18 protein-coding genes are annotated in these 21,944 nt (G+C 71.1%); 3 read left to right on the top strand and 15 right to left on the bottom strand.

The window, feature by feature from the left end; translation table 11 throughout:
• Positions 1–49: 49 nt before the first annotated feature.
• The 4 genes from ruvX to GGE06_RS32665 are packed head-to-tail and all read right to left on the bottom strand — an operon-like array spanning position 50 to position 3,983.
• A complete protein-coding gene (gene ruvX / locus GGE06_RS32680) occupies positions 50–514 on the bottom strand; it encodes a Holliday junction resolvase RuvX (protein WP_116162006.1) in 465 nt (154 codons plus the stop codon).
• Between the two features lie 2 nt (positions 515–516).
• On the bottom strand, positions 517–3,186 hold the full coding sequence (gene alaS, locus GGE06_RS32675) for an alanine--tRNA ligase (RefSeq protein ID WP_116162005.1): 2,670 nt from the start codon (positions 3,184–3,186) through the stop codon (positions 517–519).
• Positions 3,186–3,539 carry a DUF6167 family protein gene (locus GGE06_RS32670; RefSeq protein WP_116162004.1) on the bottom strand — a complete coding sequence of 118 codons (354 nt, stop codon included), beginning with the start codon at positions 3,537–3,539 and terminating at the stop codon, positions 3,186–3,188. The genes alaS and GGE06_RS32670 overlap by 1 nt, the downstream gene beginning before the upstream one ends.
• 6 nt (positions 3,540–3,545) lie before the next feature.
• Entirely contained in the window at positions 3,546–3,983 is a 438-nt protein-coding gene (locus tag GGE06_RS32665; protein WP_116162003.1) for a DUF948 domain-containing protein, read from the bottom strand.
• Between the two features lie 158 nt (positions 3,984–4,141).
• Between GGE06_RS32665 and GGE06_RS32660 the strand changes: the two genes are divergently transcribed.
• Positions 4,142–6,352 carry an ATP-binding protein gene (locus GGE06_RS32660; RefSeq protein WP_116162002.1) on the top strand — a complete coding sequence of 737 codons (2,211 nt, stop codon included), beginning with the start codon at positions 4,142–4,144 and terminating at the stop codon, positions 6,350–6,352.
• Between the two features lie 34 nt (positions 6,353–6,386).
• On the opposite strand, the gene rpsD is transcribed toward GGE06_RS32660, so the two are convergent.
• The 5 genes from rpsD to GGE06_RS32635 all read right to left on the bottom strand — a co-directional run bounded on the left by rpsD (position 6,387) and on the right by GGE06_RS32635 (position 11,481).
• Positions 6,387–7,001 carry a 30S ribosomal protein S4 gene (gene rpsD / locus GGE06_RS32655; protein ID WP_015032311.1) on the bottom strand — a complete coding sequence of 205 codons (615 nt, stop codon included), beginning with the start codon at positions 6,999–7,001 and terminating at the stop codon, positions 6,387–6,389.
• Positions 7,002–7,342: 341 nt separating this feature from the next.
• Complete coding sequence (locus GGE06_RS32650; protein ID WP_116162001.1) at positions 7,343–8,698, bottom strand: replication-associated recombination protein A; 1,356 nt, start codon at positions 8,696–8,698, stop codon at positions 7,343–7,345.
• Positions 8,699–8,741: 43 nt separating this feature from the next.
• Positions 8,742–9,368, bottom strand: a complete 627-nt coding sequence (locus GGE06_RS32645) for a vitamin K epoxide reductase family protein (protein WP_116162000.1) — start codon at positions 9,366–9,368, stop codon at positions 8,742–8,744.
• A 132-nt stretch (positions 9,369–9,500) separates the two neighbouring features.
• Positions 9,501–10,763, bottom strand: a complete 1,263-nt coding sequence (hisS, locus tag GGE06_RS32640; RefSeq protein WP_116161999.1) for a histidine--tRNA ligase — start codon at positions 10,761–10,763, stop codon at positions 9,501–9,503.
• A gap of 10 nt (positions 10,764–10,773) precedes the next feature.
• Entirely contained in the window at positions 10,774–11,481 is a 708-nt protein-coding gene (locus GGE06_RS32635; RefSeq protein WP_116161998.1) for an MBL fold metallo-hydrolase, read from the bottom strand.
• Positions 11,482–11,634: 153 nt separating this feature from the next.
• On the opposite strand from GGE06_RS32635, the gene GGE06_RS32630 reads away from it, so the two are divergent.
• Entirely contained in the window at positions 11,635–12,432 is a 798-nt protein-coding gene (locus GGE06_RS32630) for a peptidylprolyl isomerase (protein ID WP_116161997.1), read from the top strand.
• Between the two features lie 225 nt (positions 12,433–12,657).
• A complete protein-coding gene (locus GGE06_RS32625) occupies positions 12,658–13,887 on the top strand; it encodes a DUF349 domain-containing protein (protein ID WP_116161996.1) in 1,230 nt (409 codons plus the stop codon).
• Between the two features lie 69 nt (positions 13,888–13,956).
• On the opposite strand, the gene GGE06_RS32620 is transcribed toward GGE06_RS32625, so the two are convergent.
• The 6 genes from GGE06_RS32620 to ruvB all read right to left on the bottom strand — a co-directional run bounded on the left by GGE06_RS32620 (position 13,957) and on the right by ruvB (position 21,896).
• Complete coding sequence (locus GGE06_RS32620) at positions 13,957–16,419, bottom strand: RelA/SpoT family protein (protein ID WP_116161995.1); 2,463 nt, start codon at positions 16,417–16,419, stop codon at positions 13,957–13,959.
• Between the two features lie 227 nt (positions 16,420–16,646).
• On the bottom strand, positions 16,647–17,198 hold the full coding sequence (locus GGE06_RS32615; RefSeq protein WP_116161994.1) for an adenine phosphoribosyltransferase: 552 nt from the start codon (positions 17,196–17,198) through the stop codon (positions 16,647–16,649).
• Complete coding sequence (gene secF / locus GGE06_RS32610) at positions 17,195–18,265, bottom strand: protein translocase subunit SecF (protein ID WP_116161993.1); 1,071 nt, start codon at positions 18,263–18,265, stop codon at positions 17,195–17,197. Before secF ends, GGE06_RS32615 begins: the two co-directional genes overlap by 4 nt.
• A 1-nt stretch (position 18,266) precedes the next feature.
• On the bottom strand, positions 18,267–20,018 hold the full coding sequence (gene secD, locus GGE06_RS32605) for a protein translocase subunit SecD (RefSeq protein ID WP_116161992.1): 1,752 nt from the start codon (positions 20,016–20,018) through the stop codon (positions 18,267–18,269).
• Positions 20,019–20,162: 144 nt separating this feature from the next.
• On the bottom strand, positions 20,163–20,642 hold the full coding sequence (yajC, locus tag GGE06_RS32600; protein ID WP_116161991.1) for a preprotein translocase subunit YajC: 480 nt from the start codon (positions 20,640–20,642) through the stop codon (positions 20,163–20,165).
• A 165-nt stretch (positions 20,643–20,807) separates the two neighbouring features.
• Entirely contained in the window at positions 20,808–21,896 is a 1,089-nt protein-coding gene (gene ruvB, locus GGE06_RS32595) for a Holliday junction branch migration DNA helicase RuvB (protein ID WP_116161990.1), read from the bottom strand.
• Positions 21,897–21,944 lie beyond the last annotated feature (48 nt).

Below are 21,944 nucleotides of genomic sequence, written 5' to 3'. Positions count from 1 at the left end.
GCAGCTGTTCGAACACCGCCGCATCGCGCGGAACGTTACCGTATCGCGATCAGATGACCACTTCGACGCCCTCACCGGGCGGATTACCTGATACCCGTTCGGACTCAAGAGCGTTCTGAAGGATGATCACGGCGGCGGCCTGGTCGATGACGGACCGCCCCTTCTTCGCCTTCACGCCCGAGGCCCGCAGACCCTGGGTCGCGGTGACGGTGGTCATCCGCTCGTCGACGAGACGGACCGGGATCGGGGCGATGCCCTTCGCCATCTCGCCGGCGAAGGCGCGGACCTTGGTCGCGGCCGGGCCCTCCCGCCCGCTGAGCGAGCGGGGCAGGCCCACGACGACCTCGATCGGCTCGTACTCCTCGACGATCTGGCGGAGCCGCCGGTGGGCGGCCGGGACGTCACGTCCCGGCACGGTCTCCACCGGCGTCGCGAGGACCCCGTCGGGGTCGCACGAGGCGACCCCGATCCGGGCGTCCCCGACGTCGACCGCGAGACGGCGGCCGCGGCGCATCGTCACGCCGTCTCCACCACGAGACGCTCGACGGCGGCGATGGCCTCGCCGACGGCCTCCGGGTTCTGGCCGCCTCCCTGGGCGACGTCCGGCTTGCCGCCGCCACCGCCGCCGAGGGTCTTGGCGGCCGTGCGGACGAGCTCGCCGGCCTTGAGACCGCGCTCGCGGGCGGCCTCGTTGGTGGCGATGACCGTCAGCGGCTTGCCGCCGACCGTGGTGAACAGGGCCACGACCGCCGGGCGGTCGGACGGGATGCGGCCGCGGACGTCGAGGACCAGCTTGCGCAGGTCGTCGGCGCCGGTGCCGTCCGGGACCTGCCCGGTGACGAGGGCGACGCCGCGGATGTCGCGGGCGGAGTCGACGAGACCGGCGGCGGCCTGGAGGACCTTCTCCGCGCGGAACTTCTCGATCTCCTTCTCGGCGTCCTTCAGCTTGCCGAGCATGGTGGAGATCTTCTCCGGCAGCTCCTCCGGACGGCCCTTGACGAGCTCCTGGAGCTGGGCGACGACCGTGTGCTCACGGGCGAGGAAGTTGTACGCGTCGACGCCGACGAGGGCCTCGATGCGGCGCACGCCGGAACCGATGGACGACTCGCCGAGCAGCTTCACCAGGCCCAGCTGGGCGGTGTTGCCGACGTGCGTGCCGCCGCACAGCTCCTTGGAGAAGTCGCCGATGGTGACGACGCGGACCTGCTCGCCGTACTTCTCGCCGAACTCGGCGATGGCGCCCTGGCGCTTGGCCTCGTTGATCGGCATGACCTCGGCGTGGACCTCCAGCTCGCGCGAGAGGACCTCGTTGATCTTCTGCTCGACGTCGGTGAGGACGGCGCCGGGGACGGCGTTCGGCGAGCCGAAGTCGAAGCGGAAGCGGCCGGGCTGGTTCTCGGAACCGGCCTGGGCGGCCGTCGGGCCGAGGGCGTCACGCAGGGCCTGGTGCGTCAGGTGCGTGGCGGAGTGGGCGCGGGCGATGGCCCGGCGGCGCTTGACGTCGATGGTGGCGTAGGCGGTGGAGCCCACGGTCACCTCGCCGACCTGCACGGAGCCCTTGTGGACCGAGACGCCCGGGACCGGCTGCTGGACGTCGCGGACCTCGATGACGGCACCGCTGTGCAGCTTGATGCGGCCCTGGTCGGCGATCTGACCGCCGCCCTCGGCGTAGAACGGGGTGCGGTCGAGGACGACCTCGACCTCGTCGCCCTCGGAGGCGGCCGGCGAGGGGACGCCGTTCACGAGGAGGCCGACGACCGTGGTCTCGCCCTCGGTGTTGGTGTAGCCCGTGAACTGGGTGGCGCCGTTGGAGTCGGCGATCTCCCGGTACGCGGTCATGTCGGCGTGGCCGGTCTTCTTGGCCTTGGCGTCGGCCTTGGCCCGGTCCCGCTGCTCCTTCATCAGGCGGCGGAAGCCGTCCTCGTCCACGGAGAGGCCCTGCTCGGCGGCCATCTCCAGGGTGAGGTCGATCGGGAAGCCCCAGGTGTCGTGGAGCAGGAAGGCCTTCTCGCCGGCGAGGACCGTGCCGCCGGCGGCCTTGGTCTCGGTGACGGCGGTGTCGAGGATGTTCGTGCCGCCCTTGAGGGCCTTCAGGAAGGCGGCCTCTTCGGCGAGGGCGACGGTCTCGATGCGCTTGCGGTCGGTGACCAGCTCCGGGTACTGCTCGCCCATCGTGTCGATCACGGTGTCGACGAGGTCCTGGACGACCGGGCCGGTGGCGCCGAGCAGGCGCATGTTGCGGACGGCGCGGCGCATGATGCGGCGGAGCACGTAGCCGCGGCCCTCGTTGCCGGGGGTGACGCCGTCGCCGATGAGCATCACGGAGGTGCGCATGTGGTCGGCGACCACGCGGAGCGAGACGTCGCTGTCGTGGGTCTTGCCGTACTGGACGCCGGTGAGCTCGGTGGCCTTGTCGATGACGACCTTGAGGGTGTCCGTCTCGTACATGTTCTGGACGCCCTGGAGGATCATCGCCAGGCGCTCCAGGCCGAGGCCCGTGTCGATGTTCTTCGACGGCAGCTCGCCGAGGATCGGGAAGTCGTCCTTGCCGGAGCCCTCGCCGCGCTCGTACTGCATGAAGACCAGGTTCCAGATCTCCACGTACCGCTCGTCGTTGACGGCCGGGCCGCCCTCGACGCCGAACTCGGGGCCGCGGTCGTAGTTGATCTCGGAGCAGGGGCCGCAGGGGCCGGGGACGCCCATGGACCAGTAGTTGTCCTTCTTGCCGAGGCGCTGGATGCGCTCGGCCGGGACGCCGACGACGTCACGCCAGATGCGCTCGGCCTCGTCGTCCTCCAGGTAGACGGTGATCCAGAGCTTCTCCGGCTCGAGCCCGTAGCCGCCGTGCTCCACCGGGGTGGTCAGCAGCTCCCAGGCGAGCTTGATGGCGCCTTCCTTGAAGTAGTCGCCGAAGGAGAAGTTGCCGCACATCTGGAAGAACGTGCCGTGCCGGGTGGTCTTGCCGACCTCCTCGATGTCCGGCGTGCGCACGCACTTCTGCACGCTGGAGGCGCGCGTGAAGGGCGGCTTGACCTCGCCCAGGAAGTAGGGCTTGAACGGCACCATGCCGGCCGGGACGAGCAGCAGAGTCGGGTCGTCCGCGATGAGCGACGCCGAAGGGACGACGGTGTGCCCGCGCTCCTCGAAGAAGCTCAGCCAGCGGCGGCGGATTTCAGCCGACTCCATCAGTGGTCCTCATTCCGGTTGTACGAACTCGTGGGGATCTTGGAAAACGAAGCGGTGGTCGGGTGCGCGACCGGGCCGAGCGCGGCCCTGCGGCGCGGCTCCGGAAGCTCCCGGCCGTGCTCCACCGGTGCGGCCAGGCCGAGCGCGTCGCCCAGCTCGGCCTCGCGCTGGAGCATGCCCGCCCTCACGTCGAGGGCGAAGTCCTTGAGCCGGTGCCCGGTCTCGACGGCCTTGTTCGCCGCCTGGGCCGCGAGGCTCTCGGGGGTCAGCTGCTTCAGCTTCTGGTTGACCTTGGTGGTGGCCCACACGCCGGCGGCTGCGCCGGCCGTGAACCAGAACGTGCGGCGGAACATCGCGGCTCAGCCCTTCTGCTTCCGGCGTCGCGAGGACGGCACGGTACGGCCGACGATCACAGTACGGCGGTCGGAGGCCATCGGTGCCCCCTCCGCCTCACGGCCCCGGCCGAGCGCCCTGCGGACGCCGTAGCCGAAGGCGGCCACCTTGACGAGCGGGCCGCCGAAGGTGGAGGCGACGGTCGTGGACAGCGCGGAGGCGTTGGAGGTGACCTCCTGGACGTCCGAGGCGATGGCGTCGACCCGGTCGAGCTGGGTCTGCGCCGAGCGCACGGTCGCGGACGCCTCGGCCAGCAGGGGAACGGCCTGCTCGGTCACGTCCGCCACCAGCTTGGTGGTCGCCCTGAGCGTCTGCGCCAGCCTCACCAGTGCCACGGCGAGGAAGGAGACGAGGATCGCCCAGAACACGGCCACCAGGATCCCGGCAACCTCTCCACCGGTCACTGTGCACCGCTCTCTGCTGTCGTTGGGCCTTGTGAAAAGTCGTCCCCCGACCCTATCGCGCCCGGGCTGTCCCGCCGTACCGCATTACCGCCCGTGGAACGGTGGTTACGCGATCTCGATTGTACGGAGCGCGCGCGGGTGGGTACGCTCCGTGTCCCATGCGACGGAGCAATCTCCCGGCGGAGCTGAACCGGTTCGTCGGACGGGCCGCCGAGGAGGCCGCGCTGACGGCGCTCCTCCAGACGTCCCGCCTGGTCACGGTCGTGGGCGTGGGCGGTGTCGGCAAGACACGGCTCGCGCTGCGGGCTGCCGCGGGGGCGCAGAAACGCTACGGCGAAGGGGTCCGGCTGGCCGAGCTCGCGCCGCTGCGCGACCCGGACCTGGTGGCGTACGCCCTGGTGGAGGCGCTCGGGCTGACCGACCACACGCCGAAGGCCCCGCGCGAGGTCCTCGTCGAGCATCTCGCGGAGCGGCGGATGCTGCTGGTGGTGGACGGCTTCGAGCACCTGGTGGAGGCCTGCGCGCCGCTGCTGCGGGAGCTCCTGGCGCACGCGCCGGGCCTCACGGTGCTCGCGGCCGGCCGGCGGCCGCTGCGGGTGGCGGGCGAGTCGGTGTTCCCGCTGGCCCCCATGGACGAGGCGGACGCGATGGCGCTGCTCGCCGAGCGGGCCGCGGAGGCGGGGGCGCCGGTGACCGGGAACCTCCCCGCGGGCCCCGGTGGACCGGACTTCCCGGCCGTCCCGCCGACCGGTCCCGAGGCCGTGCGGGAGCTGTGCCGGCGGCTCGACGGGATCCCGCTCGCCCTCGAACTGGCCGCGGGCCGCCTCCCCCTCCTCACGGTCGAGCAGATGCTGCTCCGCCTCGACGACCGCTTCCGGCTCCTGGCGGACGGCGAGCGCGGGGTGCTCCCCCGCCATCAGACGCTGCGCACCGCGATCGGCTGGAGCCATGAGCTGTGCACCCCGGAGGAGCGGCTGCTCTGGGCGCGGCTCTCGGTCTTCGCCGGCCCCTTCGACCTGGAGGCGGTGGAGTACGTGTGCGGAAGCCGGGAGCTGCCGCCGGAGCGGATCCTCGACCACCTCGGGGGCCTGCTCGCGCAGTCGCTCGTGTCGCGGGAGGACACGCCCGCGGGCCCCGCCTACCGGCTCCTGGACACGGTCGCCGCGTACGGGGCGGAGTGGCTGGCGGCACTCGGCGACACGGAGCGGATGCGGCGTCGGCACCGCGACTGGTACATGGGTCTGGCCACCTGGTGCGAGCTGGAGTGGTTCAGCCCGCGCCAGCCGGAGGTGGCGGCCCGTACGGACGCGGCGCTGCCCAATCTGCGGGCGGCGCTCGACCTGTGCCTCGAACTCCCGGACGACGCGCACCTCGCCCAGCACCTGGCGGGCACGCTCTGGTTCGCCTGGGTGGGCTGCGGACGCCTGTCGGAGGGCCGGCACTGGCTGGAGCGGGCGGTCGCGCTGGAGTCGGGGCACGAGGAGGCGCGGCTCAAGGCGCTGTGGGTGCTCGGCTACGTGGCGGTCCTGCAGGGGGACGGCACGGCGGCGGTGGCGGCCCTCCACGAGTGCGGGGAGCGGGCCCGTTCCTCGCGGAACGCGCTGGCGGAGGCGTACGCGACGCACCGGATGGGCTGTCTCGCGCTGCTCTCGGACGATCTGCCGCGGGCCGAGTCGCTGATCGGGCGGGCCCTCGACTCCTACCGGGAGCTCGGCGAGCTGAACAGCAACGTGCTGATGGGGCAGGTCGAGGTGGCGATGGCGCTGGCCTTCCGGGGCGACCTGGAGGGCGCGGTCGCGATCTGTCGGGAGGTGCGGGAGGTCTGCGAGGAGCGGGGGGAGCTGTGGACCCGGGCCTACGCCCTCTACGTCCTGGCGTTCTCGGCGTGGACCCGGGACGCGTTCGGGGAGGCGCGGGAGCTGCTCACCGAGTGCGTCTCGATCAACCACACCTTCCGTGACCTGGTCGGTCTCGTCCTGGCGATCGAGCTGCTCGCGCTCGTGACGGTCAGCGAGGGGGATCCGGCGGAGGCCGCGGTCCTCCAGGGGGCCGCGGTGCCGGTGTGGGACACGGTGGGCATCCGGCTGTTCGGCTCGGAGGCCTTCGACGGGCCGAGGGCCCTGTGCGAGCAGCGGGCGGCGGAGGCCCTGGGCGCGGAGGCCTTCGGCGTCGCGGTCCAGGAGGGCCGGCGTCTGTCGCTCGACGCGGTCGTGGAGCGCGCGCTCGCCGGGCGCCGGGATCCGGCGGTCGGCGGCCCGAGGGGTTCGACGGCCCCGCGTCCGTTCCGTACGGGCAGGTCGGCGGCGGTCCCGGGAACGCGGAAGCCCGCCGGCTCCCCCACCGGAAAGGGCGGGGAAGCGGCGGGCTGAACACCGCGAGGGTGGTACTGCTCCCGGACTGAGATCAGCGGGCGTAGTACTCGACGACCAGCTGCTCGTCGCAGATGACCGGGATTTCCTTGCGGTTCGGGTCGCGGTCGAGGCGGAAGGCCAGGGCCTTCAGGTTGACCTGCAGGTAGCGCGGGGTCTCGCCGTCGGCGGCGAAGCCACCCTCACGGGCCATCTCGAACAGCGGCTTGGTGCGGCTGCGCTCGCGGACCATGACGACGTCGTCCGGACGGACGCGGAACGACGGCTTGTCGACCTTGCCACCGTTGACCTGGATGTGACCGTGCACGACCATCTGGCGGGCCTGGTAGATGGTGCGGGCGATGCCCGAACGCAGGACCAGGGCGTCGAGGCGACGCTCGAGCTCGACGACCAGCGCCTCGCCCGTCTTGCCCTCGGCCTTCTTGGCGCGGTCGTAGGCGCGCGCCATCTGGCGCTCGCTGATGTCGTACTGGGCGCGCAGACGCTGCTTCTCGAGCAGACGGACCTTGTAGTCCGAGTTCTGCTTGCGGCCACGGCCGTGCTCGCCCGGCGGGTAGGGGCGGGCCTCGAAGTACTTGACGGCCTTCGGGGTCAGCGCGATGCCGAGGGCACGCGACTTCTTGACCTTGGGACGGGACTGGTTCGGCATGAACCAACCTCTCTATCTGTACGAATACGGCTTCACCAGGGTTAGGGGAGGTCGCATCCGCAGCCCGGGAAACCCGTCCGGTCCGTACGAGACGGACGTGGCGGGCAGCCGCTCCCAGGTCTGGGCACATACGTGCAGCACGCGAACGGCCCACCGCCGCTCCCGGGAATCCGGGTGGTGATGGGTGGCCCGCGACACCTTCGAAGGTGCGCGACGCTCCTGGAAACCCCGCCCGAGGGCCGGGTCTCCCGCTGACTGTCCCGTTCTGGTGGTGCCGACCGGAGTCGGGCACGGGACGCAGCAATCCGGACCAGTGTACCGGGTCCGGGAGGTGCGGAGTGTCAGCCCCCCTCGCCCTTCAGCCGCTCGCGCACCCGCTCCACCACGTCCGCGTACCGCGCCTCCGCGCCGTAGCGGGTGGGCTCGTAGTACTGGCGGCCGTGGATCGTGTCCGGGGCGTACTGCTGGGCCGCGATGCCGCCCGGCACGTCGTGCGGGTACACATAGCCCTGGGCGTGGCCGAGCTTGGCCGCGCCCTTGTAGTGGCCGTCGCGCAGATGCGGCGGGACCGAGCCCGCGAGCCCGTTCCGCACGTCGGCGAGGGCGGCGCCGATCGCGGTCGTCGCGGAGTTCGACTTCGGGGCCAGTGCCAGGGCGATGGTGGCGTGGCTCAGGGTGAGGGCCGCCTCGGGGAAGCCGATCATGGCGACGGCCTGGGCGGCGGCGACGGCGATCGGCAGGGCGTTCGGGTCGGCGAGCCCGATGTCCTCGCTCGCGGAGATCATCAGCCGGCGGGCGATGAAGCGCGGGTCCTCCCCCGCCTCGATCATCCGCGCCAGGTAGTGCAGGGCCGCGTCCACGTCCGAGCCGCGGATCGACTTGATGAGCGCGCTCGCCACGTCGTAGTGCTGGTCGCCGTCCCGGTCGTACTTCACGGCCGCGCGGTCGACGGTCTCCTCCACGGTCTGGAGGGTGATCTCCGCTTCGCCCTTGGCGATCGCCGCGCCCGCCGCCGCCTCGAGGGCGGTCAGGGCCCGCCGGGCGTCGCCGCCGGCGACGCGCAGCAGGTGCGCCTCGGCGTCCTCCGGCAGGGTCACGGCCCCGCCGAGCCCCCGCTCACCGGTGAGCGCCCGGGCCATCAGGCCCTTGAGGTCCTCGTCGGTCAGCGGCTCCAGGGTGAGCAGCAGGGAGCGGGAGAGGAGCGGGGAGATCACGGAGAAGTAGGGGTTCTCGGTGGTGGCGGCGATCAGCGTCACCCAGCGGTTCTCGACGGCCGGCAGGAGCGAGTCCTGCTGGGCCTTGGAGAAGCGGTGGATCTCGTCGAGGAAGAGGACGGTCTCCTTGCCGTAGCCGCCGACCGCGCGCCGGGCGCCGTCGATGACGGCCCGGACCTCCTTGACGCCGGCGGTGATCGCGGAGAGCTCGACGAAGCGCTTGTTCGTGGCCTTCGAGACGACGTACGCCAGGGTGGTCTTCCCGATGCCGGGCGGGCCCCAGAGGATCACCGAGGAGGCGCCGGCGGGGCCGCCGTCCCCGTCGCCGACGAGTCGGCGCAGCGGGGATCCGGGCTTGAGCAGGTGCTGCTGGCCCACCACCTCGTCGAGGGTGCGGGGGCGCATCCGGACGGCCAGCGGGCTGCTGGCCGGGTCCTTCTCCTGGCGGTCTTCGGCTGCTGCGGTAAAGAGGTCGGGCTCCACAGTGATGAAGCCTAAGTCAGGGCACTGACAGAGCCGCCCCGGCTCAGCTGGTCCAGAAGTCCCACCAGCGGGTCAGGATCAGCATGCCGATGATCCCGATGTGCAGGACGGGCAGGATCCAGGTGAACTCGTCGAAGAAGGTCTTGAGGCCGCCGGGGGCGGGGATCACGCCGAGGCGCACGTTGTGCGAGGTCACGTACCAGAACATGACGATGGTGGCGACCCAGGCGAGGCAGCACCACAGGCAGAGCGAGTTGATCTCGTACAGCGACTGGTACATCAGCCAGGTGCAGAAGCCCACGCCGAACAGCGTTCCGGCGTTGAGGCCGAGCCAGTACCAGCGGCGGTAACGGGCACCGGCGAGCAGGCCCACGCCGATCGCGATCACCATGGCGTACGTGACGAGGCCGAGCATCGGGTTCGGGAAGCCGAAGACCGAGGCCTGCTCGCTCTTCATGATGTTCCCGCAGGAGACGATCGGGTTGAGGCTGCACCCCGGGGTGAAGTTGGGGTCCTCGAGCAGCTTGAACTTGTCGATGGTGATGACCCAGGCGGCGAGCAGTCCGGCCGCTCCGGTGATCACGAGGAGCCAGGAGAAGGCCCGGCTCGCCCCGATCGTGCCGCCGCCGTCCCGGCCGGACCCGATCTCGTCCACCGCTGCCTTCGCCATGTCACCTGTTCCCTCGCTCGACCGGCCTTGTGGGCACGGTCATTCTGCAACACCGACCTGTCGTCCGGCCGTTCGCCGGAGATAAGGAAGGGCCCGGACCAGGGTGCGGTCCGGGCCCTTCCGTACGTCGGATCAGGCCAGCTTGGCCCGGACCGCCTCGACGAGACCGTCCACGGCGACCGCCTGCTGCTCGCCGGACTCCATGTCCTTGAGCTGGACGACGCCCTCGGCGAGGTCGCGCTCACCGGCGACGACGGTGAGGCGGGCGCCGGAGCGGTTGGCGTCCTTCATCGAGCCCTTGAGGCCCTTGCCGCCGAAGGAGAAGTCGGCGGCGATGCCGGCCCGGCGCAGCTCGGTGACCTTGCCGAACAGCACCCGGCGGGCCTCCTCGCCGATGGCGACGGCGAAGACGCTGGTGGTGGCCGGGATGTCGAGCTCGACGCCCTCCGCCTCCAGGGCGAGGACCGTGCGGTCCACGCCGAGCGCCCAGCCCACCGACGGCAGCGCGGGGCCGCCGATCATCTCGGAGAGGCCGTCGTAGCGGCCGCCGCCGCCGACCGCGGACTGCGAGCCGAGACCGTCGTGGACGAACTCGAACGTGGTCCGCGTGTAGTAGTCCAGGCCGCGGACCAGCTTCGGGTCGTCCTCGAAGACGACGCCCGCCGCGGTGATCAGGGCGCGCACCTCCTCGTGGTACGCCTTGCACGCGTCGCACAGGTAGTCGCGCAGGAGCGGCGCGTCGACCAGCTGCTTCTGGACGTCGGACCGCTTGTCGTCGAGGACGCGCAGCGGGTTGATCTCGGCGCGGCGCAGCGTCTCCTCGTCGAGGTCGAGACCGCGCAGGAAGGTCTGCAGGGCCTCGCGGTAGACGGGGCGGCACTCCTTGTCGCCGAGCGAGTTCAGCAGGATGCGGAAGTTCCGCAGGCCCAGCGAGCGGTACGCCTCGTCGGCCAGGATGATCAGCTCGGCGTCCAGCGCCGGGTCCTCGGCGCCGATCGCTTCGGCGCCGACCTGGGAGAAGTGCCTGTAGCGGCCCTTCTGCGGGCGCTCGTAGCGGTAGTACGAGCCGGAGTACCAGAGCTTGACCGGCAGGTTGCCCTGCTTGTGGAGGCTGGCCTCCAGGGCCGCGCGGAGCACGGAGGCGGTGCCCTCGGGGCGCAGGGCGAGCTTGTCGCCGCCCTTGGTCTCGAAGGCGTACATCTCCTTGCTGACGATGTCGGTGGACTCGCCGACGCCGCGGGCGAAGAGGTTCACGTCCTCGAAGCCGGGGGTCTCGACGTAGCCGTAGCCGGACTTCCGCAGCGGCGCGGAGATCGCCTCGCGGACCGCCAGGTACTTGGCGGAGAAGGGCGGGATCAGGTCGTACGTGCCCTTGGGGGCCTTGAAGGTGCTCACGGAAATCTCGTCACATTCCTCGTCGGGGAGCGTCCGTGCTCCCGAGGCCGGCGGCCACGTCCCGCAGATAGGGGTTCGTGGCGCGCTCCTGGCCGATGGTCGTCTGGGGACCGTGTCCCGACAGGACCACGGTCGAGTTGTCGAGCGGCAGGCACACGCGGGCCAGCGACGCGAGCATCTCGTCCATGTCACCGCCGGGAAGGTCGGTGCGTCCGATGGAGCCGGCGAACAGCAGATCCCCGGAGAAGAACACGGAGGGGATCTCCGTGGTCTCGGGCATCCGGAAGGTCACCGACCCCTTGGTATGACCGGGCGCGTGGGCGACGGAGAAGTCGAGACCGGCGAGCTTCAGCTGGGCGCCGTCGGTGAGCTCGCGCACGTCGTCGGGCTCTCCCACGGTCAGCTCGCCCATGAGGGGCATCCCGATGGAGCGGCCGAGGGCCTTCTCCGGGTCGCTCATCATGTAGCGGTCGGACGGGTGGATCCACGCGGGGACGTCATGGGCGCCGCACACCGGAACGACGGAGGCGACGTGGTCGATGTGTCCATGGGTGAGGACGACGGCGACGGGCTTGAGCCGATGCTTCTTCAGCGTCTCCTCGACACCCTGGGCGGCCTGGTGGCCCGGGTCGATGATCACGCACTCCTCGCCTGCGGCGGGGGCGACCAGGTAGCAGTTGGTCCCCCAGGCCCCGGCGGGGAACCCGGCAATCAGCACGTTCGTCCTTAAGGTCGTCCGGCCCGGTGGCGCGGAAATCACGGAATGCGGCAGATCAGAGCCTACCGGCGGTGCCGGTTCCACAGCCAACCCGTATACGGTACGGGCACATCCGGCCAGGACAGGAACAGACGAGCGACAGGAGCGGACCCGGTGGTCAGCAGCGATCAGCGACGGCGGCAGCTCGCCAGGGAGAAGTACGCGCGGCAGCAGCAGCGGCGGGAGGAGCACCGGCGCAAGGCGAAGCGCCGCAACACCGTCATCGCGGCCTCCCTCGCGGTGGTGCTGGCCGCGGGCGGTGCCGTCTACGCCTCCGTGGCGCTGACGGACGACTCCTCGAAGGCCTCGGACAGCGCGGCGGGCGAGAACCCGACCGGCACCCCGACGCCCACGGAGAGCGAGTCGAAGAGCCCCGAGCCGAAGCTGACCGTCGACAAGACGGCCACGTACGCCATGGCTCTGAAGACGAACGAGGGCGCGATCACGATCACCATGGACGCGGCGAAGACCCCGCACACGGTGAACTCCTTCAAGCACCTCGCCGACAAGAAGTACTTCGACGGGACCAAGTGCCACCGCCTCACGACCCAGGGCATCTACGTGCTCCAGTGCGGCGACCCCAAGGGCGACGGCACCGGCGGCCCCGGCTACACGATCCCCGACGAGAACCTGGGCGCCCTCGGCAAGGCGGGCGCGGACGGCACGGTGACCTTCCCGGCCGGCACCGTCGCCATGGCCAACACCGGGCAGCCGGGCTCGGGCGGCTCGCAGTTCTTCCTCGTCTACAAGGACACCAAGCTGCCGCCGACGTACACCCCCTTCGGGAAGATCGACGCGGCCGGACTCAAGGCGGTCCAGGACGTGGCGAAGGCGGGCGTCGAGGGCGGCGCCGGCGACGGCGCCCCGAAGAAGCCCGTCACCGTCGAGAAGGCGACCGTCACGAAGAAGTGAGCCCGCTCGTCCGCACGCGCGCGTGACCTTTCCTTCCGCACGCGCGCGTGACCGTCGAATCTCGGTCGCGCTGAGTGCGGACAGCCGGGCCGCCGTTCGCCTAGATTGGCGTTGTGCAGCGTGGGCCGTCGGTCGCGCTGCGGAAGGCGGGCGAGGCCCGCCGGGAAACTGTGGACGATGCCCGGGGGGTACGACCCCGCGACGGCATCATGGTGAGGAGGCGCTGTGAGCAGCGACCCGTGGGGCCGTGTCGACGAGACGGGCACCGTGTACGTGCGGACGGCCGATGGTGAGAAGGTCGTCGGATCGTGGCAGGCCGGCACCCCTGAGGAGGCCCTGGCCTACTTCGAGCGCAAGTACGAGGGCTTGGTTGTCGAGATCGGCCTCCTCGAGAAGCGGGTGAGGACCACCGACCTCTCGGCGAAGGACGCCACCGCGGCGATCGAGCACATCCGCCAGCAGGTCGACGAGCACCACGCCGTCGGCGACCTGGCCGCGCTCGCGACCCGTCTGGACAAGCTCGTCGAGACGGTGGACTCGCGCCGTGAGGAGCGCAAGGCCCAGAAGGCCAAGCAGACCGACGAGGCGCGCACCGCCAAGGAGAAGCTCGTCACCGAGGCCGAGGAGCTGGCCCAGAGCGAGCAGTGGCGCTCCGCGGGCGAGCGGCTGCGGGCCCTCGTGGACACCTGGAAGGGCCTCCCCCGGCTCGACCGCAAGTCCGACGACGAGCTGTGGCACCGCTTCTCGCACGCCCGCTCGGCGTTCTCGAAGCGCCGCAAGGCCCACTTCGCTTCGCTCGACGCCCAGCGCGAGGACGCCCGCAAGGCGAAGGAGCGTCTGGTCGCCGAGGCGGAGTCGCTGTCGAACTCCACGGACTGGGGCAACACGGCGGCCCGCTACCGCGAGCTGATGGCGGAGTGGAAGGCGGCCGGCCGTGCCCAGCGCGAGCACGAGGACGACCTGTGGAACCGCTTCCGCGGCGCCCAGGACGTGTTCTTCGCGGCGCGCGGCGAGGTCTTCGCCGAGCGGGACGCGGAGCAGGGCGAGAACCTCAAGCTGAAGGAGGAGCTCGCGACCGAGGCCGAGAAGCTGGTGCCGGTGACGGACCTGAAGGCGGCGCGTGCGGCCTTCCGTTCCCTCAACGAGCGCTGGGAGGCCATCGGCCACGTCCCGCGTGACGCCCGTCCCAAGGTCGAGGGCCGGATGCACACGGTGGAGCGGGCGATCCAGGAGGCCGAGGAGGCCGAGTGGCGCCGGACGAACCCGGAGGCACGCGCGCGTGCCGCGGGCCTGACCGGTCAGCTCCAGGACGCCGTGGAGAAGCTGCGCAAGCAGATCGACGCGGCCCGTGCCGCCGGCAACGACGCCAAGGCCGACAAGCTGGCGCGTGAGCTGGAGGGCCGCCAGGCCCTGCTCGACCAGGCCCTGAAGGGCCTGGAGGAGTTCGGCGGCTGACGCCCTGGACCCGGCTGTACGAGGAAGGCCCCCCGGCATCGCGCCGGGGGGCCTTCCTCGTGGCCGCGGTTACGGCCTGCGGGCCGAGGTGACGCGGTAGACGTCGTAGACGCCCTCCACGCCCCGTACGGCCTTCAGGACGTGGCCCAGGTGCTTCGGGTCGCCCATCTCGAAGGTGAAGCGGGAGGTGGCCACCCGGTCGCGGGAGGTCTGGACGGCCGCCGAGAGGATGTTGACGTGCTGGTCCGAGAGGACCCGGGTGACGTCGGAGAGGAGCCGGGAGCGGTCCAGGGCCTCGACCTGGATGGCGACGAGGAAGACCGAGGACTGGGTCGGGGCCCACTCGACCTCCAGGATCCGCTCCGGCTCCCGGGAGAGCGACTCCACGTTGACGCAGTCGCTGCGGTGGACCGAGACGCCGCTGCCCCGGGTGACGAAGCCGATGATCGGGTCGCCGGGCACGGGCGTGCAGCAGCGGGCCAGCTTCACCCAGACGTCCTCGACGCCCTTGACGATGACGCCGGGGTCGGCGCTGGAGCGGCGCTTGGAGCGGCCTCGGGTCGGCGGCGCGGCCTCCTCGATGTCCTCGGTGGCGGCCTCCTCGCCGCCGAGGGCCTGGACCAGCTTCTGCACGATGGACTGGGCCGTGACATGGCCCTCGCCGATCGCCGCGTACAGCGAGGAGATGTCGCTGTAGCGCATCTCGTGGGCGAGGGTGACGAGGGAGTCGCCGGTCAGGATCCGCTGGATCGGCAGGTTCTGCTTGCGCATGGCCCGCGCGATGGCGTCCTTGCCCTGCTCGATGGCCTCGTCGCGGCGCTCCTTGGAGAACCAGGCGCGGATCTTGTTCCGGGCGCGCGGGGACTTGACGAAGCCCAGCCAGTCGCGGGAGGGCCCGGCGCCGGCGGCCTTGGAGGTGAAGACCTCGACCAGGTCGCCGTTGTCGAGGGTCGATTCGAGCGGTACGAGCCGCCCGTTGACCCGCGCCCCTATCGTGCGGTGGCCGACCTCGGTGTGGACGGCGTACGAGAAGTCGACGGGGGTGGCGCCGGCGGGCAGCGCGATGACGTCGCCCTTCGGCGTGAAGACGAAGACCTCGTTGCGGGACAGGTCGAAGCGCAGCGACTCCAGGAACTCGCCCGGGTCCTCGGTCTCCTTCTGCCAGTCGAGGAGCTGGCGCAGCCAGGCCATGTCGTTGAGGTGGTCGTCCTTGCCGGTCTTCTTCGGCACGTCGGTGCGCACCTTGGAGGCGCCGGCGACGGCCTCCTGCTTGTACTTCCAGTGCGCGGCGATGCCGTACTCGGCGCGGCGGTGCATGTCGAAGGTGCGGATCTGCAGCTCGACGGGCTTGCCGTTGGGTCCGATGACCGTCGTGTGCAGCGACTGGTACATGTTGAACTTCGGCATCGCGATGTAGTCCTTGAACCGGCCGGGGACCGGGTTCCATCGCGCGTGGACGGTGCCGAGGGCCGCGTAGCAGTCGCGGACGGTGTCCACGAGGACGCGGATGCCGACCAGGTCGTAGATCTCCGCGAAGTCACGGCCGCGGACGATCATCTTCTGGTAGACGCTGTAGTAGTGCTTGGGGCGGCCGGTGACGGTGGCCTTGATCCGGGCGGCCCGCAGGTCGGCCTGGACCTCGTCGGTCACTATCGCCAGGTACTCGTCGCGCTTGGGGGCGCGCTCGGCGACGAGCCGGACGATCTCGTCGTACATCTTGGGGTAGAGGATCGCGAAGGCGAGGTCCTCCAGCTCCCACTTGATGGTGTTCATGCCCAGGCGGTGGGCCAGGGGCGCGTAGATCTCGAGGGTCTCGCGGGCCTTCTTCTCCTGCTTCTCCCGCTTGAGGTAGCGCATGGTGCGCATGTTGTGCAGGCGGTCGGCGAGCTTGATGACCAGGACGCGCGGGTCCTTGGCCATGGCGACGACCATCTTGCGCACGGTCTCGGCCTGCGCGGCCTCGCCGAACCTGACCTTGTCGAGCTTGGTGACGCCGTCGACGAGGAGCGTGACCTGGTCGCCGAAGTCGCGGCGCAGGTCCTCCAGACCGTACTCGGTGTCCTCGACGGTGTCGTGGAGCAGCCCGGCCATCAGGGTCGCCGGGTCCATGCCGAGCTCGGCGAGGATGGTGGTGACGGCGAGCGGGTGCGTGATGTACGGGTCGCCGCTCTTGCGCTTCTGGCCGCGGTGCCAGCGCTCGGCGACCTGGTAGGCCCGCTCGATCTGGCGGAGCGTCGCCGTCTCGATCTTGGGGTCGTTGGAGCGGACGATCCGCAGCAGCGGTTCGAGGACCGGGTTGTACGGGGAGGAGCGCTGGACGCCGAGGCGGGCGAGCCGGGCGCGGACGCGGTTGGAGGAGCCGCCGGAGCGGGCGGGCGCGGGCCGCTCGGGGGCGGCGGGCGCGGGGGCGGGCGCAGCAGGCGAAGGCCTGGTCTCCGCTGGCTTGTTCTGGGGCGTGCCGGTCCCCGGCGCGGCCTTCTCGGCCTTCGGGTCGGGCTGCGCGGCGGAGAGTGACTGGGCCTCGTCGGGCAAGAGCGCTCCTCTGGGGGTCCCCCCGGACGGAGTCTGGGGGAGGTTCCGGGTCCCCCGGTCAGGCCCGGAAAGGCCATGGTATCGAGCCAAGAGTGGCTGTGCTCACGCGCCCGTGTTTCGGACGGCTCCCGGAGGGGCATCGCCCCGGGCTCCGGGGACGTAGGGGAGAACGCGGAGGGGCGCCCCGGGGATTCCCCGGAGCGCCCCGATCGGGGTGGACCCCGATGTCAGACCGTGATCAGCGCCGTGAGCGGGGCTCCCCCCAGGGCCGGCTCGAGCCGGGCGCGGCCCGGGAGGAAGCCGAGCTCCATGAGGACGGCGACGCCCGCGACCTCGGCGCCCGCGCGGCGGATCAGCTCGATGGAGGCCTCGGCCGTGCCGCCGGTGGCGAGGACGTCGTCGATGACCATGACGCGGTCGCCCGCGGCCAGGTCCTCGGCGTGCACCTCGATCTCGGCGGTGCCGTACTCCAGCTCGTACGCCTGGCGGAGCGTGGCTCCGGGGAGCTTGCCGGCCTTGCGGACCGGGATGAAGCCCAGGCCCGCGCGGACGGCCACCGGGGCGGCCAGGATGAAGCCGCGGGCCTCCAGACCGACGATCTTCGTCGCGCCGTGCGCGGAGCACAGCTCGGCGAGGGAGTCGGTCAGGGCCGTGAACGCGTCCGGGTCCGCGAGCAGCGGCGTGATGTCCTTGAACAGCACGCCCGGCTTCGGGTAGTCGGGGACGTCACGGATGCGGCTGAGCAGGAGTGCGGTGACGTCCTGGGCCTCGGCGGTCATCCTCGGCGCTCCTGGGAGCCGCGACGGCCCGCCCGGGGGCCCACGACGGCGGCCTCGGCGGACAGGTCGTCCGCCGCGTCCAGCGGCTCGCCCTTGGCGGCGGCGCTGGCGCGCTTGGCCAGGATGCGCTTCTTGAGCGCCTTGATCGACGGCTCGCGCTCCTTGAGGTCCGCCACGAGCGGGGTGGCGATGAAGATCGAGGAGTACGCGCCGGCGGCGAGACCCACGAACAGCGACAGCGAGATGTCGTTGAGCATGCCGGCGCCGAGGACGCCGCCACCGATGAAGAGCAGGCCGGCGACCGGCAGCAGCGCGACGACGGTGGTGTTGATCGAACGGACCAGGGTGCCGTTGATCGAGCGGTTGGCCAGCTCGCTGTAGGTGTAGCGGGTCTGCTTGGTGATGTCCTTCGTCTGCTCCTTGAGGGAGTCGAAGACGACGACGGTGTCGTACAGCGAGTAGCCGAGGATCGTCAGCAGACCGATGACCGTACCGACGGTGACCTCGAAGCCGACCAGGGAGTAGATGCCCACCGTGATCGTGAGGTCGTGGATGAGGGCGACGAGTGCCGCGACCGCCATTCTCCACTCGAAGGCGATGGCCAGGTAGATCACCACGAGGATCATGAAGACCCCGAGGCCGGTCCAGGCCTTGGTGGCGATCTGCTCGCCCCAGCTCGGGCCGACGAGCTCGGCCGCGATCTTGTCCTCGGGGACGTTCAGGTCCTTGGCGAGCTCAGCGCGGACCTGGTCGGACTTGGCGGTGTCGAGGCCGCCGACCTGGATGCGGAGCTTGCCGCTGCCGAGCTCCTGGACGATCGCGTCGTGGCCGGAGGCCTCTTCCGCGTAGTCCTTGGCCTGGCTGACGGAGACGTCCGTCTTCGGGGTGGTGAAGACGGCGCCGCCCTGGAACTCGATGCCCATGTTGAGGCCGCGGACGGCCAGGGCGACGATGGCGGTGATGGTGATCAGGATGGACAGGCCATACCAGATCTTGCGGTTGCCGATGAAGTCGTAACCGACCTCACCGCGGTGGAGCCGGGCGCCGAGATCGCCGAGCTTCGACATCTCACGCCTCCTTCGCGTCGACGGGGGCGTGGGCACGGCGGGTGCGGCGCAGCGGCGGCTTCGCGCCGAGTCGCTTCGGGTCCAGACCGGACCACTTGTGGCCGTTGCCGAAGAACTTGGTCCGGGCGAGCAGCGTCATGACCGGCTTGGTGAAGAGGAACACCACGACGATGTCGAGCAGGGTGGTCAGGCCGAGCGTGAACGCGAAGCCCTGGACCTTGCCGACGGTGACGATGAACAGCACGGCCGCGGCCAGGAACGACACGAAGTCGGAGACCAGGATGGTGCGGCGGGCGCGCGGCCAGGCGCGCTCGACGGCCGGGCGGAGCGTGCGGCCCTCGCGGAGCTCGTCGCGGATGCGCTCGAAGTAGACGATGAACGAGTCCGCGGTGATGCCGATGGCGACGATGGCGCCGCAGACGGCCGGCAGGTTCAGCGCGAATCCGATGGCCGGGCCGAGCAGGGCCATGAGCACGTAGGTGAGCAGCGCCGAGACGGCGAGGCTCAGGATGGCGATCAGCGACAGGCCGCGGTAGTAGACGACCAGGTAGATGATGACCAGGGCGAGGCCGATGGCACCGGCGATGAGACCGGCCTGAAGCTGGTCACCGCCGAGCGCGGCGGTGACGGTGTCGACGCTCTGGGTCTGGAACGTCAGCGGCAGGGCGCCGTACGACAGGATGTTGCCGAGGTCCTGCGCGGACTGCTGGTTGAAGTTGCCGGAGATCTCCGCGCTGGCGCTGAGCGTCTGACGGACGGAGGGCGCCGAGACGACGTCGCCGTCCAGGACGATCGCGAACCGGTTCTGCGGGTCGGTCTGCTGCGACAGCTTGCTGGTGATCGCCTGGAACTTCTTCGAACCGGCGTCCGTGAAGTTCATGGTGACGATCCACATGCCGCGCTGCGGGTCGAGGACGCCCTTGGCGTCGTCGACGTCCTTGCCGTTGACCTCGGCCGGACCGAGCAGGTACTTCGACCAGACGCCCGGGCTGTCCTCGCCGCAGGCCACGGTGGGCTCGGTCGCCTTGACGCCCTGGCCGGCGGCGGCGCGCTGCTTGGGGTCGAGGCAGTTCAGGGCGGTGAACTTCTGCTGCAGCGCAGCGGTGGCGGGGTCGGGCTTCGGGGTCGCCTGCGGGGTCCCGGTGGCCTTCGGCTTCGCCGAGGAGCTCGCGGTGGGCGTCGGGCTCGGGGCCTTGAGGGCCTCGGTGAGCGCACGGCCCTGCGTGGAGGCGGTGGCCGTCGGGGTGGCCGACTTCTCACCCGCGGTCGCGCCGGAGGCGGAGGACGACGGCTTCGGCGTGGGCGAGCCGGAGGTACCGGCGCTCGGCGTCGCCGCCGGTGCGCCGCTCGTCACGGCGAGAACGGGCCGGAAGTAGAGCTGGGCGGTGGTGCCGACCTGCTCGCGGGCCTGCTTCTCGTTCGTCCCGCGAGGGATGTTGACGACGATGTTCTCGGCGCCCTGCGTCTGGACCTCGGCCTCGGACACACCCAGACCGTTGACACGGCGCTCGATGATGCCGACCGCCGTGTTCATGTTGGTCTCGTTGACCGCCGACTCCTGGCCGGGTTCGGCCTTCGCCTTGAGCGTGATCGACGTACCGCCGGCGAGGTCGATGCCGAGGCGCGGGGTGGTGTGCCCCGACCAGAACATCCCGCCGGTGAGCGCGACCATGGCGATCAGAATGAGTGCCAGGGCGCGGCCCGGACGGCTCTGTCCCCCCGCCGGCCCTCGGCCCTTCTTCGGTGCTGCCACCTGTCGTATCTCCCTGTCCAACCGCCTCACGCCGGGTATGCGTGAGACGGCCACGAAGTGTGTGTGGGGACCTGCCCCCGCAGACGTGGAACCGTTCCGGGGACCGCGCTCGCCGGTGGGCGTGCGCGCGGTCCCCGGCCGCGACTACTTCGCGTCGGCCTCGCCGTCGGCCTTGCCGTCCTGCTGACCCTCGGCGGCGGCCTCGGCCGCGTCCGACTTCTTCGTCAGGTCGGCCTTCGGCGCGTCCTCGACGGTCTCCGCGTCCTTGTCCTTGGCCTCGGCGGCCTCGGTCAGCGAGGAGGCGTCGTCCGGGACGACGGTGTCGGTGCCCGACGCCTCGTCGTCACCGTGGACGATCCGGTTGTACTCGGAGTCCTCGAGGACCGCGCCGATCGCGTTCTTCGCGTAGACCGCGTGCACGCCCGGGGCGACCTCGAGGAGAACGGTCTCGTCGCCGATCTCCTTGACGGTGGCGTACATCCCCCCGATCGTCCGTACGCCGGTGCCGGGCTGCATCTCGTTGCGCATCTGCGCCGCCGCCTGCTGCTTCTTCTTGGCAGAGCGGGTCATCAGGAACATGGCCCCGATGAGGACGATGAAGGGGAGGAGGGTCACGATGCTCACGGGACGGGTTTCCTTCGCACGGTCGCGGAGAACCCGCGGCCTGATCTTCGGGGGTGGGCGCGCCGACCAGAAAGGGCGGCAACGGCGGAGTCTAGGCGAGTCCGCATCGATGGAACAACGTCCAGCATCGCACCCTGGTTCCGGTCCGGGCGAGTGTCCGCACCGTCACGCCCCGAAGAGCCCCTGTTGTCCCGTTCCCGTGCCGTACCCTGCGGCGCCCGGGCCCGCTGCCTGCGGTGGAACCAGTCCGAGGTGCGTCCATGCCGCCGGAGTGGCGACCCGGCCACGGGGCGTACGGGCCAGCAGTCCTTCGCGTACGAGGAAGGGCTCGGCGACCTCCTCGACGGTCTCGCGCTCCTCCCCGACGGCGACCGCGAGGGTCGAAAGGCCGACGGGTCCGCCGCCGAAGAGCTTGAGCAGGGCCTCCAGGACCGCGCGGTCGAGCCGGTCGAGGCCGCGGCCGTCCACCTCGTACACGCTGAGGGCCGCCTCGGAGATCTCCCTGGTGATCACTCCGTCGGCCCTGACCTGGGCGTAGTCGCGGACCCGGCGCAGCAGGCGGTTGGCGATGCGGGGCGTGCCGCGGGAGCGGCCGGCGATCTCGGCGGCGCCGTCGGGGTCGATCTCGACGTCGAGGAGTCCGGCGGAGCGGTGGATGACGCGCTGGAGCTCGCCCGGGTCGTAGAACTCCATGTGGGCGGTGAAGCCGAAGCGGTCGCGCAGCGGGGGCGGCAGGAGTCCGGCCCGGGTGGTGGCGCCGACCAGGGTGAAGGGCGGGAGTTCGAGCGGGATGGCGGTGGCGCCGGGGCCCTTGCCGACGATGACGTCGACGCGGAAGTCCTCCATCGCCATGTAGAGCATCTCCTCGGCGGGCCGGGACATGCGGTGGATCTCGTCGAGGAAGAGGATCTCGCCCTCCTGGAGGGAGGAGAGGATCGCGGCGAGGTCGCCGGCGTGCTGGATGGCGGGACCCGAGGTGATGCGGATCGGTGCGTTCATCTCGGCGGCGATGATCATCGAGAGGGTGGTCTTGCCGAGGCCGGGGGCCCCGGAGAGCAGCACGTGGTCGGCGGTGGCACCGCGCTGGCGGGCGGCCTTGAGGACCAGGTCGAGCTGCTGGCGGACCTTCTCCTGGCCGACGAACTCGCTGAGGTCCTTGGGGCGCAGGGCCGCCTCGACGGCCTGGTCGTCACCCTCGGCGGAGGACCCGACGATGCGCTCCGCGCCGGTGTCCGTCTCGTCGTCCCAGTTCACGTGGTCTGCCTTCTCGGTGGTGGTGTGTGGTGCGGGGGCGCGGCGGTT

This window comes from Streptomyces nymphaeiformis, from assembly GCF_014203895.1.
GTDB lineage: Bacteria > Actinomycetota > Actinomycetes > Streptomycetales > Streptomycetaceae > Streptomyces > Streptomyces nymphaeiformis.
This window is presented reverse-complemented; position numbering and strand designations above follow the sequence as displayed.